11 protein-coding genes are annotated in these 14949 nt (G+C 49.3%); 6 read left to right on the top strand and 5 right to left on the bottom strand.

Annotated elements, in window-relative coordinates:
* Positions 1 to 13 precede the first annotated feature (13 nt).
* From HRM2_RS16820 to HRM2_RS16840, 5 genes are all read right to left on the bottom strand, one after another.
* The gene (locus tag HRM2_RS16820; RefSeq protein ID WP_015905243.1) at positions 14 to 700 is read right to left on the bottom strand and encodes a TetR/AcrR family transcriptional regulator; all 687 of its coding nucleotides are present in this window, start codon (positions 698 to 700) and stop codon (positions 14 to 16) included.
* A 187-nt stretch (positions 701 to 887) separates the two neighbouring features.
* On the bottom strand, positions 888 to 3965 hold the full coding sequence (locus HRM2_RS16825) for an SUMF1/EgtB/PvdO family nonheme iron enzyme (RefSeq protein ID WP_015905244.1): 3078 nt from the start codon (positions 3963 to 3965) through the stop codon (positions 888 to 890).
* A 79-nt stretch (positions 3966 to 4044) separates the two neighbouring features.
* On the bottom strand, positions 4045 to 6042 hold the full coding sequence (locus HRM2_RS25455) for an SUMF1/EgtB/PvdO family nonheme iron enzyme (protein ID WP_015905245.1): 1998 nt from the start codon (positions 6040 to 6042) through the stop codon (positions 4045 to 4047).
* 289 nt (positions 6043 to 6331) lie between these two features.
* Entirely contained in the window at positions 6332 to 6670 is a 339-nt protein-coding gene (locus tag HRM2_RS16835; RefSeq protein WP_015905246.1) for a biotin/lipoyl-binding protein, read from the bottom strand.
* A 15-nt stretch (positions 6671 to 6685) separates the two neighbouring features.
* Positions 6686 to 7303 carry a hypothetical protein gene (locus HRM2_RS16840; protein WP_015905247.1) on the bottom strand — a complete coding sequence of 206 codons (618 nt, stop codon included), beginning with the start codon at positions 7301 to 7303 and terminating at the stop codon, positions 6686 to 6688.
* 479 nt (positions 7304 to 7782) lie between these two features.
* Here HRM2_RS16840 and HRM2_RS16845 point away from each other — a divergent pair, with 479 nt between their 5' ends.
* The 6 genes from HRM2_RS16845 (at position 7783) to HRM2_RS16875 (ending at position 14881) form a co-directional block, all read left to right on the top strand.
* A complete protein-coding gene (locus HRM2_RS16845) occupies positions 7783 to 8448 on the top strand; it encodes a cysteine hydrolase family protein (protein ID WP_015905248.1) in 666 nt (221 codons plus the stop codon).
* A gap of 902 nt (positions 8449 to 9350) precedes the next feature.
* The gene (locus tag HRM2_RS16855) at positions 9351 to 10280 is read left to right on the top strand and encodes a metal ABC transporter solute-binding protein, Zn/Mn family (RefSeq protein WP_015905249.1); all 930 of its coding nucleotides are present in this window, start codon (positions 9351 to 9353) and stop codon (positions 10278 to 10280) included.
* A 7-nt stretch (positions 10281 to 10287) separates the two neighbouring features.
* Positions 10288 to 10794, top strand: a complete 507-nt coding sequence (locus tag HRM2_RS16860; protein WP_015905250.1) for a hypothetical protein — start codon at positions 10288 to 10290, stop codon at positions 10792 to 10794.
* Positions 10784 to 11545, top strand: a complete 762-nt coding sequence (locus HRM2_RS16865) for a metal ABC transporter ATP-binding protein (RefSeq protein ID WP_015905251.1) — start codon at positions 10784 to 10786, stop codon at positions 11543 to 11545. The genes HRM2_RS16860 and HRM2_RS16865 overlap by 11 nt, the downstream gene beginning before the upstream one ends.
* A complete protein-coding gene (locus HRM2_RS16870; protein WP_015905252.1) occupies positions 11545 to 12804 on the top strand; it encodes a metal ABC transporter permease in 1260 nt (419 codons plus the stop codon). The genes HRM2_RS16865 and HRM2_RS16870 overlap by 1 nt, the downstream gene beginning before the upstream one ends.
* Before the next feature lie 235 nt (positions 12805 to 13039).
* Complete coding sequence (locus tag HRM2_RS16875) at positions 13040 to 14881, top strand: FAD-dependent oxidoreductase (protein WP_015905253.1); 1842 nt, start codon at positions 13040 to 13042, stop codon at positions 14879 to 14881.
* The last annotated feature ends 68 nt before the right edge of the window (positions 14882 to 14949 follow it).

Raw genomic sequence — 14949 nt, forward strand, 5'->3', positions numbered from 1 at the left:
TTGTTTTCCTTGTTTAATGATCTGCCCGTGGGCAAGGGGAGCAGGACTCAAGGGTGACCATGGGCAAGCCCAGCAACATTTGGGTCTGGCCTACGATCATGTCCTCCATCTGTTTTAAATAGCGTTTGCTGTACTTTTTTTTCTTAAGAAAACTGAGCACACTGTCAATATTATGGGCATGGAAGATGATGGGCGCATTGATGAGCATGGTGTGGAGAAAAACAGCATCATCGTCAAGCTCCGGCTTAATCTGCTTAAAAAACCGCCCAAGGCAGGTAAGGTCCGGCACTAAGACCTCGTCGGAGACCTGATTCATCATCCTGTCCCGGTTGTGGATCACCTGGTAAAGCACCCGGATATGCCACCAGGGCTTATCTGGATTAAAGGTTATCTCTATGGCCCGTTTGACAATGGCCCGGATCGCCCGGGATTGAACCTCTGGCTGGTCCAGATCCTTCTCAAACGGGGCAAGGGTTTTTGAGCAGGGAGACTCCCTCATCTCCCTGGTCGCAGCCCGGAAGACCGCCTCAAAAAGCCCGAGTTTAGATTTAAAATGGTAATGGATGCAGCCGATGTTCTGGCCGGAACGTTGCGCAATGGCCCGGGTTGACACATTGGAAAATCCGTGCATTGCGGCAAGTTCTCCTGCGGCAGAGACCAGCAGTTCCCGGGTCTTTTCCCCGGCAGAATAGGTTGCCATTTGATCTCCTTTATAAGCAAACGGCGATTTATACAATCGACTAAATTAATTCGATCGACTAAAATTACACAATAGTCAAAATGAAGTCAAGGACAAACCAACGGCCGCCTGCACCGGTTCAGATCGTCCAGACCATGGCAGTGTACCTGCTTTTCAACGTGTTAAAAGGTCCAAAATATCCAGCAATTCAGACTCGATCCGGTCCGCCAGCAAAAACTTCTGGGAGCGGTGATATTTCCCCAACAGGGGTATGATCCAAAGCAGCAGGTCCTAGAGAATTGTCAGCCCATGGACATCCTTTATGGGACCTCTCATCACAGTTCCTTTTTCGCATCAAAGGGTATAAGGGTAAAAATTCAAAGTTTAATCCTGGCGCAACGAAACCCGATATCGCTGAACCTGGTGCCCGGGCCGAGGCTGCCGTAGCTGCGGGCGGCGCACCGACAACCACCACCGAAATCGACGAAGGACCCGCCGCGCAAGACAGGGAGTCTTTTTTTTCATCCTTCAGCAATTTAAAATATTTCTCAATATCACTATTTTCAAACAATTTCTCAATTTCCGGATCATAGGGGAAATCCGCAAAAATTTCCTTCTGGTGATACCCGGTCCTTGTCCATTCCCAAACGTTGCCCCCCAGGTCATGCACCCCTTCCGGCGTCTTGCCGTCCAGAAAAACACCCACAGGCGAGGGCCCTCCCAGGCCAGTTTCATTATAGTTACAGATTTGGGGCTCGATCTCCTTGCCCCAGGGATATTCCCGTTTTTCCTTACCAGCGGCCGCCGCCTGCCACTGGGCTTCTGTTGGAAGAGAGTGTGAAAAGCCTGGCTCCTTAACGTCTAACCAGGCACAAAAGGCAGAGGCCTCATACCAGTTCACCCCTACCACCGGCCCATTGGGGCAATTGTATTTTCTTTCCCGCCATAATCTCGGTTCTTTGACCTTGGCAGTTTCCAGCCAGATACTCCCCTGCTTGCTCCAAAACTTGCGATTTTCGTAGCCGCCACCAGCCATGAACTGGTTAAACCAGGCATTGGTCACCGGAAATTTTGATATTTCAAACGCTGGCATCTCGGTTTTTCCCAGGCCCTCAAGAGAATAGACCCCTCCATCAATGGGAACAAACGCCTGATAGCCCTCATCATAACCCAGGTGCCCCATGAATTTTCCGGCCCTGAAACGCACCCCGGGCGCTTCCCCTGAGCGGACAAGGGTCTGCATCCGGTCAATGGCAAGGCTGCAGGTTGCAGGTTTGCGGTTGTCCCTGTGGATATCCATGAGGGACTGGGCTGCCACAAGATGGTTTCCGGCCCCCCCAGGCTGTGGCGCCTGTTTAAAGATCTTTTCAATAATCTTATTGGCCGCCCCGGAACTTTTCATGCTCAAAAACCCGATAAAAAGGGGAATGACCTCATTAAAGCGTTCATCTTCCACATGGGGTTCTATGGCGTCGAAATAGGAATCCTCAACATGGTCCAGGAGATAGGTGGCCGTCAAAAATTCCTGGAAGGTCAGGTGGATAAATTTATACCGGCCATTCTCCCGGTGGAGCAGGCCCGTGGCCGGTTCGATCCTGTCAAACAGGGCACCATAGGAGGCATCCAGTTTTCCAAGGGAAAAATGGTTTTTCATGAGGGCCAGGGCCTCATGATGGTCAATGGAGCGGTCCTCTTCCTTAAACATGGAATGGGCCAGATCCATCATGAAACGGTTAACCCGGACCTTTTCCTCCCCGAATTTGGAAAAGAGCCGGTCCACAAATCGATCGTAGAGGTCTGCCCGCTGGTCCGGCAGCACCTTGAGGTCATTGTAGAGGATACACATGGCCGTGAGCATCAGGGGGTTGGTCTTGAGGGCATCGATCCCCTCCCTGGCCCGGATCTCTCCTTTCATCCGGTCAGCCGTTTCCAGCCCGATATAACGGCTGTCATCGTAGATATGGGCGAACCAGTTTGAAATAAAGGCCTCTACCTGGACCTGGGTCAGGTCTTCCACCCAGGCCCTCCGTTGCCCAAAGCGTTCGGCCACCACCCCTCCCACGCCATGGGGACGTCCCAGCAAAACCATCCGGACCCCTTTATATGCCAACCTGAAATCGGCAAAACAGGAAACGATAAATTCCCGGAGCCCTTTTTCCGCCTCATCCAGGCCATCCAAGATAAAGACGGCCCGGCCCTTTTGGCAAAAGGCCTCAATGGTTTCAAAGGTCAGAAACGAAGAAAAAATGCTGCGGCAGTACCAGTCCAGCAACTGCCGGGCCCTGTCCCCATTGGGCAGGCCCCTGGCGCCATCAAACGCCTTGAAATCCTTGAAATAGAGGAGAACCGGCAAAAGTCCCTTGGGAAAGTAAGGGCTCTCATCGTTCACAATGGACCTTGCCATGTGCCGGGCCAGGGTGGTCTTACCCGAGCCTGCCTGGCCCGACACCAGAAGGGTTTCTCCCCGAGCCGCCAGGACCTCTATCTCCACGGGACTGTTTTGGGATGGGTCAGAACGCGCTGTCCCCTTATTTTTGCTATTCCCTGGTGGGGCTTTTTCATCCGGGTCCTGTGAAAAAAGGGGCTGGAATATCTCGGGCAGATTCACCCGAATCACTTCTGTTCCCTTGCTCAGGCAATCAATGTCCATGCATTGGGTCTTTTCGTTCAGCCAGCACCGATAGATTTCAGGAACCACTGCTGCAACGCTTTCCCGTTCCGGCCCTGGGGTTGCGCCCACGTTAGGTGCTTCGGGCCGGGTAAGATCGGCAATCACTTTCTCCAAATCTTCACGAATGAGGGTCTTAAAGCGGTCCAAGGAGTCAAACTCTCCATAAAGCAACAGTTCGTCTGCCTTGATTTTCTCTTTCAAGTCCATCACCTTGATAAGGCCGGGGTCTTGTAACTCTTTTGCAGAGGAAATCCGCACCTCCTTGAAATAGAAAAGAATCTTCGGGCACTTCAAAGACTTCCAGGTCCCATAGGCGTTCAAAAACTCCTCTTCAGTCCCGGAACCCGAGGCGCCAGTGGGGGTCCCGTATTTTTTGTGGAGCAGGCAGACAAACAGGTCGCATTCTTTCTGGAGGCGGTTGATGGTCTCCTGGGGCCGACCTGCCGAGGGCACTGCATCCTCCCAGCCCACGGCCGCCAGCATCACCTGCTTTTCTTTTACCAGCACACGTTTATTCAGGGCATCACAAGCCGCCCGGACCGCTTCCCGTTCCTGGCCCAGGTCCGACGGGGAGGCGATAAACACCTTGAATTGCCGCACACAGCCTTTCTCCATTTTCCGCTCCTTTATGTCATCCACCCATCTCTACAAAGCGTTGCATCTATGTCTTCCCAAAGGGTAAAAGGGTAAAAATTCAACGTTTAATCCTGACGCAACGAAACCCGATAAAGAAGCTCCTGTTGCCCGGGTCGTAGTAGTTGCTACGGGCGGCACACCGACAGTAATCACTGCCACCGTCGAAGGACCCGCCGCGCAAGAAAAAGCGGTTCTCTTTGTTATCATAAAAAGAAGATGTCCACTCCCAGACGTTCCCAGCCATGTCATAACAGCCATAGGGGCTGACCCCGTTGGGATAGACACTCACCCTGCTGGGTTTCCCGATGTTTGATTCGGCGCTGTTGCACTTGTCTGGATCAAAGGTATTGCCCCAAGGGTAGACATTGCCCCCATCCCCCCTGGCCGCCCGCTCCCACTCAACTTCATCTGGAAGCTTACAGGTGTACCCGTCGTCCCTGAATTTTGTCATCCACCGGGCATAGGCATCTGCCTCGTACCAGGAGACCCCGACCACGGGCTGTTCAGGATCATTATACGCTTTATCCTCCCAGTATTGTGGCTGGTCGATATGTTTCGTTTCCCGCCACTGCCAGCCCTTATCATCCCAAAAATCCTTCTTCCCGTACCCCCCGGCCTTAACAAAGCGATCAAACCGATGATTTGTCACCGGGTAAAGATCCATTTCATAGTCATAATTCAGGCGTTGAGTCTGATTTTCCTGGTAGATAAAGGTGCCGGCAGGAATCAGAACCCTCTTGTCCTCCCCAGGCCGTTGTCCTTTTCGGTTTTCCTCTTTTTTCGGGGTTTCGACAATCCGGGCCAGGGTGACCAGCTGTTTCAACCCTTTTTTCTCCGGCCTGAAACTGTCAACGATGCGGACCAGGGTCATCTCCCTGAAATAAGAGACCAGGGAATCGGGGATGGCAAGACTGTCATCTTCTGCCATTGCCGGCAGTTCAATGTTTTTCTCCCTGGCCGTGTCAATCTTTTCATGCATGGCAGACAGGGTGTTAAATCCGCCCTGCTCTTTAAGGGCAAGGGAAAAGGGTCTGAACCCTTTTTCAATGACGTTCCAGAGCAGAAGGTCTTCCGGGAGGATATCGATCCCCTTGTTGGCGACCAGGCCTTTCAAAAGGTTGAGGTCGTTGATGAAGCGCTTGATATTCCGGGGGTTGTTCTCCATGGCCGGGATTACCAGGGGAAGATAGGTTTCAATTCCCTTTCCAAACTCATTGCCGATCTTTTTTAAAAAGGGGGCAAAGTCTTCCGTCGGGATCTTGGGCAGGTTGAACGTCACCTGGACGATCTTGTCCATGAAGCGCTCGGCATCCCCATGGTAGGTTTTTTCAAGGGCCTTGATGATGATGTCATTGTCCGCACCGATGATAAAAACGCACCCTTTCTGGTCCATGAACAATTTCAGGGTCTCAAGGACACTGACAATCTTTTCCCGGGGACAGCGGTCCAGGTCGTCGATAAAAACGGCCAATACCCCTTTTTTCTCCCCATGGGTTTCACACTGATTTTTTTGGGGCCGCCAGGACAGGTAGGTCCAGATCAACCGTGTGAAAAAGTCTTCAAACACATCGTAAAAGCCTGTAAATTTTTTATAGGCCGGATCCTGGAAAAATTCACTGATATCAAGGGTGGTTATTTTTTTGATAAGGCTTGTGAAAAGTTTAGGTGTATTGATCCCCTCTGTCAGTTTTTCAATTTGAGCCCGGCAACCTGTGAAAAAGCCGTCTTTTGCCATGGCCTTGAATATCTGCTCGATAAGGGCGGCCAGGATTTCATCCTCGTCCTTGTATTTCCAGGCCTGGAACCAAACGGTTTTGCTGTTCCGATAGGGGGTGCCGCCCTGGTATTTTTCATCCGTATCCAGCTTGTGGGCAATGCTTTTCATCAGGGTGGTCTTGCCGCTGCCCCATTTGCCATATACACCGATGACCAGGGGGGTCTGATTCTCCTCAAAGGCAATGAGGTCTGCAATGGTATCGACGTAGGCGGCAAAGCCGAAATCAGCCTCTCTTTTTTGGGGGGCGTCGCTGATAATTTGTACCGGTATGGAATCCATGAAATCTTATCCCCTGTCTTGTGAACGGGTTGAATGTCTGACCTGATAGAAAATGGTTTACTAAGTTGATGGACAGATGTCAATCAGGGAAAACCTGAGTACCGGACGGAACATTCAAGAGGAAACAACCATGGAGACTTCAAGAGTATCAAGCCCTAAAGCCAGAGCCGTCATCAAGGAGATCGTCGAGGATCTCCAGGGAAACTTACCACTACCAGGGCTGTATCTGTTGCGAAAAATGTAGGCGAGATAAGATCTGTACCGGGCTGATGGATGGAATGTCCTTGATCTACAATAAGATAATTTCCTCATAATCCTGGGGATCAATCTGCATGAGGACCTGGCCTCGTTTAACGGCATCACCGAGTTTAATGTCCACCCGGCTCAGGGGACCTGCCACCCTGAAGGCAAGTTTTGCGGTTCTGGAAGCCTTGACTGTTCCCGGGTATTTTTTTTCCCCGGTGATATTAGTAATGCCGACCGTTTCTAACACAACACCCCGGGCATCTGCATTACCAGGCACGTCCGGGACTGTTTCAGCGTTCTGGGCAAGGCAGTGTGACCCAGTGAACAGGCTCAAAACCATAAGAGCCGTAACGGTTACCACAATCAATCGTCTGGGTTTCATTTGTTATTTTCCTTGTTAATGATCTGTCCGTGGAAAAGATGAGCAGGAATCAAGGGTGTCCGTGGGCAAGCCCAGCAACATCCGGGTCTGGCATACGATCATATCCTCCATCTGCTTTAAATAGCGTTTGCTGTACTTTTTTTTCTTTAGGAAACTGAGCACACTGTCAATATTATGGGCATGGAAGATGATGGGCGCATTGATGAGCATGGTGTGGAGGAAAACAGCACCATCGTCAAGATCCGGCTTAATCTGCCTGAAGAACCGCCCAAGGCAGTCAAGGTCCGGCACCAGGACCTCGTCGGAAACCTGATTCATCATCCTGTCCCGGGTGTGGATCACCTGGTAGAGCACCCGGATATGCAACCAGGGTTTATCAGGATTAAAGGTTATCTCTATGGCCCGTTTGACAATGGCCCGGATCGCCCGGGGTACCGGCACACGGCATGCAGACAGGCAGTCAAACCCAAACAGTGCCTGCATGCGCCTCAGCTGGATCAGCAAAGTATCAAACGGGGAGGAGATATTAAGTTTGCTTCGGATCAGCCGCTTGCCCGGCAGTTCCAGGGATGCGGGTAACGCATAATTCTGGTTATTGCCAACACGAAATGTGTTTCCGGAACAGGAGAACATTGACAGATAGAACCTTTTTTCCTATATTCAACCCGGTTTTAATACCGTCCTGCAGTTTCCTGTTCAGCGGCAGCCCACACCACAAGGCGGCATTGGGGGACGCATTACGTCAGCCGGAAAGATGTACCGCTGCTGCATTTTTTTAAATGGCCCGGATATGCAATTCAGACTGCCGGCGTTTGATTAATTAAAAAAAGATTAATTTGGAACAATCATTTGATATTAAGGGCCCACTCAAAAATAACTTTACATTTTGGAGGCCAATTCATCCAGCCCTGCCGCGTTGTGAAAATTCGACGTATTCCTGGGCCCACTCAAAAATAACTTTACATTTTGGAGGCCAATTCATCCAGCCCTGCCGCGTTGTGAAAATTCGACGTATTCCTGATATGCCTGCATTTTCACGCCTTGCAGGGCAGGCGACTTGACCACCAAAATTGGTAATTTATTTTTGAGTAAACCCTAAGGGAGAAAAAGTCATGGGCTGGAAAACCAATTATAGATCCTTTTATTATGAGAATGCACCGGAACCGGATGATTTCGTTTTCAAAAAAGAAGAAACAGCGCTTTTAGTGATTGACATCCAGAATACGTATCTTCAGCCACCTGAAGATCCTGCTGAACAAAAAAGGTGGGCCCCCTTCCTGAAACGTATGAATTCGACGGTGATCCCGAACACGGCAAAGTTAATGACACATTTTCGTGATAATGGAATGGATGTGCTGTTTGCTCGAATTGCCTGTTTAAAGGAAAATGGGAAGGACCGTTCCCTTAGTCAGAAAAAACCCGGGTGGAATTATTTATTGCTGCCAAAGGATTCTGAGGAATCACAAATTGTACCCGAATTATTACCCCAAGAAGATGAAATTGTGGTCTGCAAAACAACGGACAGTGCACTGACCGGTACAAATTTACGTTTAATTTTACATAACATGAACATCAAAAATGTTATCGTCGTCGGTATCTTTACTGATCAATGCATCTCCTCATCAGTCCGGAGTCTCGCAGATGAAAGTTTTAATGTAATCGTGGTAGAAGACTGCTGTGCTGCAGGTTCAGATGAACTACACGAAAAAGAATTAGAAATCCTCAATATGATTTATTGTCATGTTTTATCATCTAAGGAGTTGACGTCTTTCTTATAACCGGCACGGCCGAAGCGAGAAATGGCATCCGGCCACAACGAAGCATGAAACTCGACACTATTAGGCCGGTGGGAACGGGTGTTGCCCTGAACAGGTTAAATGGCAACGGTGGACACGAGGTCCAAGGAGTTGCCATTTCCCTCGGAGCAGGCCATGGACGGCCTGCGAGAATGAGTGAAGGGCAACACCCGTTTCCGCCGGCCGGTCGAAGTGAGTTTCTTATAAAACCGGCACGGCCGGAGCGAGGGATGGCTCCGGCCTCAACGAATTTTGAAACGCCGCCATTGACAATCCTTTGGCGGGTGTTTCATAGAAACGGCCATGTCGGCCTGCCAACACAACGAATAATGAAAATGGCATTATGCCGCCCCCGACGGGCGATGGAACCGGCCCGGGACCGTCGGCGACCCTTTTACCCTGCCGGTCTAAAGCGCAGGAACTGCGGGCAAGTTTGTCCTCAAACAGCCTGCGCTTCTTAACGCCCGGCAGGGCAAAAGGGCTCATCGCCTTTGGGTCCCAATGGGCCGGTCCCATCGCCCGCCAGGGGCTCTGCTGTCGACAATTTGAGGCTACATTTTCTTATAAAAAAAAAAGCCCATGTTCAAAATAAAACATCTCCCATGAGGTGCCTTTTAAGCCGTTTGCTTCGTTGCCTTAATGGGCACATATTTCAATATACTCCCATTCACGCGCCTTGAATACGACTTAAAAGCCGACACCACGTTTTGGAAGAGTTTATTCCATCATGGGCCTTAAAAAAACAGACACATTGTTTCTCATATGTGCAATAAATACAAGTCGATCTTCATATCGTGCTTCAAATGTTGCCTTGTTATTTTTATCTTTTCAAGTAAAATGAATATTAATTCGTAATATTAACTACAAAATCAAGGAGCAACCCTATGAATTTTCCGTTGGTGAAAAGTCTTTTAATCTTGGGACTGATATCCTTACTGCCGACACCGCCATCCCCGGCAGATGTTATCAGTAAATCGGTTATAGTGGCGTCCACAACACAAATTGCTGATTTTGCAAGGCAAATCGGAGGAGATCAGGTTGTTGTAAAAAGTATACTTGCTCCCGGTGCTGACCCCCACACTTACAATGTCACTCCCAGGGATGTCCAAATTGTTCTGGAAGGCGACCTCTGTATTGAAAACGGCCTGCATCTGGAAGGCAAAAACTGGATGAAGACACTTGCAAAAGATGCGAATAAAACCTTAATAACCGCAACCGATGGCATCCAGCCACTCACAATTAATCAGGGCGGTGAATCCATTCCAGATCCCCACTCCTGGTTTTCACCCCGCAATGCAGCGGTCTATGTAAACAATATCATAAAAGGGTTGGCGACTCTGGATTCAAAAAACACAGCACTTTATCAAGCACGCGGCAAGCTGTTTTTACAGCAATTGCGGATTCTTGATGCCTGGATAAGAGAGCAGATCAATTTGATCCCGCCCCAGAGACGAATTCTTGTAACAACCCATGATGCGTTTAATTATTTTTGCAGAGAATTTAAGCTGAATGAAAAAAATGATTTTTTATCCATCGCGCCTGTGGGATGGTCCACAGGTGCAGAAGTCGGTGCAGGAATCACCCCTGAACGCAGACGTAAAGTTATTCAGTCAATTAAAGAATCCGGAGCACCCGCCATCTTTGTTGAAACCACGATCAATCCAAAACAAATAAGGGAAATCGCCAAAGAAACCGGAGTCGCGATCGGTGGTGAGCTCTATTCTGACTCCATGGGACCGGAAGGATCAGCTGGAGAAACCTATATCGGAATGATGAGGGAGAACACACTCTTAATTGTTAACGCATTAAAATAGGATAAATATGCGATTTTTTTTAAGTCTGCTAATCTGGTTGGTGATTATCGGGGGATTATTTGTCTACACATGGCAGCGTGATGCAGGTCTTCCCCAGGGTCCGCCTGTTGCAGCGGAGACAAAACATGTTCAGGGCAGTCATGTACTGGAGATAACCCCTACATTTTCAGTTGAAAAAGACCCTTTTGCCCTGCAGACTGACACGGACAATACCAGCCTGCTTGAACTGAGGTTAAATGGAACGGCCCTTGATGTCCCGGCTGCGGACATGAGACGCGGGCAAGTGATACAAATCCATGAGCTGCAAAAACTGCAGATCGGTTTTAATGAGTTTTATGTCAGTGCCGGCCCTCCCATTTCTGAAAGCATGCTGGCCCACGGGATGCGGATTAGACTTTTGAACGGCAGCCACGTTTTTTTTGATGACACGATTTGGGCAAACCCTGGCGCAAGAGTGTCCGGTACCATAAACTTTTCGCTTGCAGCGGATAAGGATGACCATCATGAACACTAAATCCAAATTTGCCATTGAGGTTGCACACCTGACCGTCAGTTACAATGCACGACCGGCCCTGTTGGATGTGAGTGTGAACATTGAGGCCGATCAACTGGTCGGTGTCATTGGTCCCAACGGTGCCGGAAAATCTACGTTTATCAAGGCGGTTCTTGGATTTGTAAAGCCAGATCTGGGAACAGTTCGCATCGCAGGAAGCAATGCCCAGAATGCAAAGGGGCTGGTTGCTTATGTTCCCCAGCGGGGTGCCGTTGACTGGGACTTTCCGATAACTGTAAAAGAGGTCGCTCTCATGGGCCGTTATCAAAAAATCCCCTGGTATTCATCCCCTGGAAAAAAAGACTGGGAAACTGCAATGGAAGCCCTGAAAATGGTCAGAATGGAAGAATTTTCAGATCGGCAGATCGGAGAACTTTCAGGCGGGCAACAGCAAAGGGTTTTCATGGCAAGGGCCCTGGCCCAGGGCAGCAATATTTTATTATTGGATGAACCCTTTGCCGGTGTGGACGCGGCGACGGAACGGGCCATTCTGGAAGTGCTTGACCGGGCAAAAAAATCTGGAAAAACGCTGGTGGTGGTCCACCACGATCTGTCAACTGCTGCTGAATACTTTGACAAACTTCTGCTTATCAAGCAACGGTTATATGCCTATGGGGAACCCACTGCTGTTCTTCAGGAGGACCTTCTCAGTCAGGTTTACGAAGGCCGGCTGAGAATATTCAAGGATATCGTAAAAAAGGAGAATACCTGATGTTTGATTTGTTTATCTCCCCCCTGACGGAAACTTATTTCCAGAAAGCGCTGATTGGCGGATCAATTGTCGCCATCGTTGCCGCTGTTGTGGGTTGCCTTGTGGTCCTCAGACGGATGGCTTTCCTGGGAGATGCACTGTCCCATGCCATGATTGCAGGGGTTGCCGGTGGATATCTTGTGATGAAATTCTTTTTCGGGCTGGAAGCCCATGCGCCCGGCATGCTTTTAGGATCATTGATTGCTGCGATTTCAACGGTTGCACTCATCAGTTTTGTCTCAAGGATATCTCGAGTAAAAGAAGATACCGCCATTGGAATCATGTACACAGGCATTTTTGCCCTGGGGGTCGTTTTTGTATCCATTTTCAGACATTATATACATATAGATCTGATGCATTTTATCATGGGAGACATTCTTGGAGTTGCGGATACGGACCTCTGGGTCAGTGCCTTTGTGGCTGCCACTGTTCTTACCATTCTAATTCTTTTTTTCAGGCATTTCCAATTAGCTACTTTTGATCCGATCATGGCGGCATCCATCGGGCTACCGGTTGTCTTTCTGGATTATCTTTTAACAACATGTGTATCGCTGGTTGTTGTGAGTGCAGTAAGTATGGTTGGGGTCATCCTTGTGGTTGGCCTCTTAATCACACCGGCGGCAACTGCCTATCTGCTCAGCGACCGGCTGGATAAAATGATGATGCTTGCATCCCTGTTCGGCTTTACCAGCGTGGTCGGCGGCCTATATCTCTGCGTCTGGCTTGATTCTTCCGGCGGCGGAGCGATCATGCTTTTCTGTACACTCCAATTTCTTGTTGTACTGACTGTGGCGCCTAAATATGGTCTTTTATCACGGTGGATCCGACTGCGAAACCTCATCCCCCAGCAAAATATTGAAGATATACTCACAACAATACTTCGATATGACAAATCTACTCCAAAAAATATTATCGCAAAATACGTCGAAACGGGGAAAGGTCTCAATAGAGCGTTAAGGCAAATGATACAAGACAACTTATTATTAGAAAAAAATTCATATTATACGCTTACCGAAAAAGGTTTGATTGAGGCAAAAAAAGTGCTGCGGGCTCACAGGCTTTGGGAAACGTATCTTGAAAAGATCGGCACCCCTGAAAATGAAGTACATCCAACAGCTCACCACCTAGAACATCTCCATGGCAAGGAGACCATTGACTATCTTGACAAAAAACTTGGAAGCCCCAAAAAAGATCCCCATGGAAAAATGATTCCAGAATAGACTGGGCAGAGAAAACGTTCCCTATACCTTACTTTCTCCCACGACCTGCAGGGAAAAATTCAAGTAGTCATTTGGAAATTAAACTCAAAAATTTATGTCAGACTAAAAACTCTATTTTATTTCACAATTCTCTCTAATTTTCCCAATCATTTCCTGTTAACATTTTCACCAGGATTTTATTATTAAAGCCAATTGACAAATTGCTTTTACATGAGTTCAATCAAGGAAATGAAATATGAACAACCCATTGAATTGTGACCGTAGAGATTTCATAAAATATGCCGGACTGGGAGTTGCTGCAATGTCCTTTGGAGGGATGCTACTCTCTTCCAACGCAGGCGCAACCTCCATGGCGGCTGTAAACACGGATGAGGTTGATACGGATGTCCTGATCGTCGGTGGCGGTGTTTCAGCAACCTTTGCCGCGGTCAAGGCAGCGGCAAAGGGCGTCAAAGTAACCCTCGTTGACAAGGGATATGTGGGCCGATCCGGTCTGACGCCCTATTTTAATGGTTTTGCGTATTATGACCCCAACGATCCAGACAGTACGACTCCGGAAGCCTGGCACCATGGATTCATGTGGGCAACGGAATCGATATCAAGAAAAGATTATATTGATATGTTCCTCGAAGATTCAAAGGCCCGGTGGGATGAAATCAGTTCATGGGTCGGCCTGCAACCGAACAAGGCAGGCAAAGGCCCTTTCCTGAGAAAGCAGATAGAAAAAAGCGGCACCCAGATCATTGAGGGCGTCATGATTACCGAACTCCTTGAAAAGGACGGCAGGGTCATCGGCGCCGTAGGACTCCCCAGGGAAGAAGATAAAACCATTATATTCAGGGCGGGTGCTGTGGTGCTATGTACCGGTGCAGGCACATTCAAGGCACCGGGATGGCCTGCATCCCCCAATACTTTTGACGGACACATCATGGCCTACAAGATAGGCGCGCAAATCGCTGGAAAAGAGTGGAATGATTTTCACGGAACCAATCCGACAACTCCCGGGGACTGTTTCGGTAACCATGGTGGACCTTTGACCGGGCCCCTTTTCGGAGCAACGGATCCAACCGCCCATAGTCTCAGACATATGTTCTGGTCAGCCTATGACGGTGTTTCTGCAGCCAGTTTGGATATTGACAGCTCTGCCCCCAAAAGAGAGCGTGGCGACAGTCCGGGGCGTCCTGGCCGAGGACCTGGCGGGCATGGAGACGGCCAGGGGCCTGGTAACGGCCCTGGTGGCCCAGGCAGGCTGGGAAAAGGTCCAGGTCCTGATGGCGGCGGCCCTGGTGGCCCTGGTGGCCCTGGTGGACCTGGCGGAAGGATGCAGGTACTGGGTGCCACTCTTGGCGCTGCTGAACACAGGATGGACGGCATATTCCCAAAGGATGACCGCTGCTGGTCAGGAATTGACGGTCTTTATGCCGCGGGGGATGCCATGTGCACCGGCGGTGTCGGAACATTAGGGTCCGCCAGCCCCGGATGTGCGGTCCAGGGGGCAAGGGCAGGAGTCCATGCGGCAGAATATTCCCGGCAAAACAAGAAGGTTCATCTGAGCAGAACAGCGACAAACAGCATCCAGAAACGGATTTTTGAAGCACGCACCCGGGAAAAAGGGTATTCACCCAAATGGGTCACCCGGGCGCTTCGAAACATTATGATGCCCTACTATGTACTGTATGTGAAAAGGCAGGACCGGCTTGAGGCGGCACTCACCAACGTCAACTATCTCAAAGAACATTTTGTACCCAGGTTGATTGCTAAAGATCCCCATGAACTGCGACTTGCCCTGGAAACAGAAAACATGATTTTTAATGCCCAGATGAAGCTTAAGGCATCCATGTTCAGAAAAGAGAGCAGACACAGCCACTTCAGGGAAGACTTCCCATTCAGGGATGATAAAAACTGGCTTTCCTTTGTTATTCTTCAAAAGGACGGTGAAAAAATGGGGGTGAAAAAATGGGATATTCCAAAAAAGTGGATACCGGCCTCTTTGTCAAAGATGTCCTATGAAGAAAGATATATTGATCGTTATCCCGGAGAGGCGGAATACTTGAAAACCCATGGGGTAAAAAGTTAGACCAAGGGCTTACGGCAGATGGAACATGAAAAACCAGAGCCTGTGGGGTTAGGCATAGTATGCACAGC

The organism is Desulforapulum autotrophicum HRM2, assembly GCF_000020365.1.
GTDB lineage: Bacteria > Desulfobacterota > Desulfobacteria > Desulfobacterales > Desulfobacteraceae > Desulforapulum > Desulforapulum autotrophicum.

What these genes read in the sequence shown, in the direction of transcription:
- HRM2_RS16865 (WP_015905251.1), top strand. Translation starts at nt 10,784, where the DNA reads ATGAACACTAAATCCAAATTTGCCATTGAGGTTGCACACCTGACCGTC.
- HRM2_RS16820 (WP_015905243.1), bottom strand. Translation starts at nt 700, where the DNA reads ATGGCAACCTATTCTGCCGGGGAAAAGACCCGGGAACTGCTGGTCTCT.
- HRM2_RS16840 (WP_015905247.1), bottom strand. Translation starts at nt 7,303, where the DNA reads ATGTTCTCCTGTTCCGGAAACACATTTCGTGTTGGCAATAACCAGAAT.
- HRM2_RS16845 (WP_015905248.1), top strand. Translation starts at nt 7,783, where the DNA reads ATGGGCTGGAAAACCAATTATAGATCCTTTTATTATGAGAATGCACCG.
- HRM2_RS16875 (WP_015905253.1), top strand. Translation starts at nt 13,040, where the DNA reads ATGAACAACCCATTGAATTGTGACCGTAGAGATTTCATAAAATATGCC.
- HRM2_RS16825 (WP_015905244.1), bottom strand. Translation starts at nt 3,965, where the DNA reads ATGGAGAAAGGCTGTGTGCGGCAATTCAAGGTGTTTATCGCCTCCCCG.
- HRM2_RS16860 (WP_015905250.1), top strand. Translation starts at nt 10,288, where the DNA reads ATGCGATTTTTTTTAAGTCTGCTAATCTGGTTGGTGATTATCGGGGGA.
- HRM2_RS25455 (WP_015905245.1), bottom strand. Translation starts at nt 6,042, where the DNA reads ATGGATTCCATACCGGTACAAATTATCAGCGACGCCCCCCAAAAAAGA.
- HRM2_RS16870 (WP_015905252.1), top strand. Translation starts at nt 11,545, where the DNA reads ATGTTTGATTTGTTTATCTCCCCCCTGACGGAAACTTATTTCCAGAAA.
- HRM2_RS16855 (WP_015905249.1), top strand. Translation starts at nt 9,351, where the DNA reads ATGAATTTTCCGTTGGTGAAAAGTCTTTTAATCTTGGGACTGATATCC.
- HRM2_RS16835 (WP_015905246.1), bottom strand. Translation starts at nt 6,670, where the DNA reads ATGAAACCCAGACGATTGATTGTGGTAACCGTTACGGCTCTTATGGTT.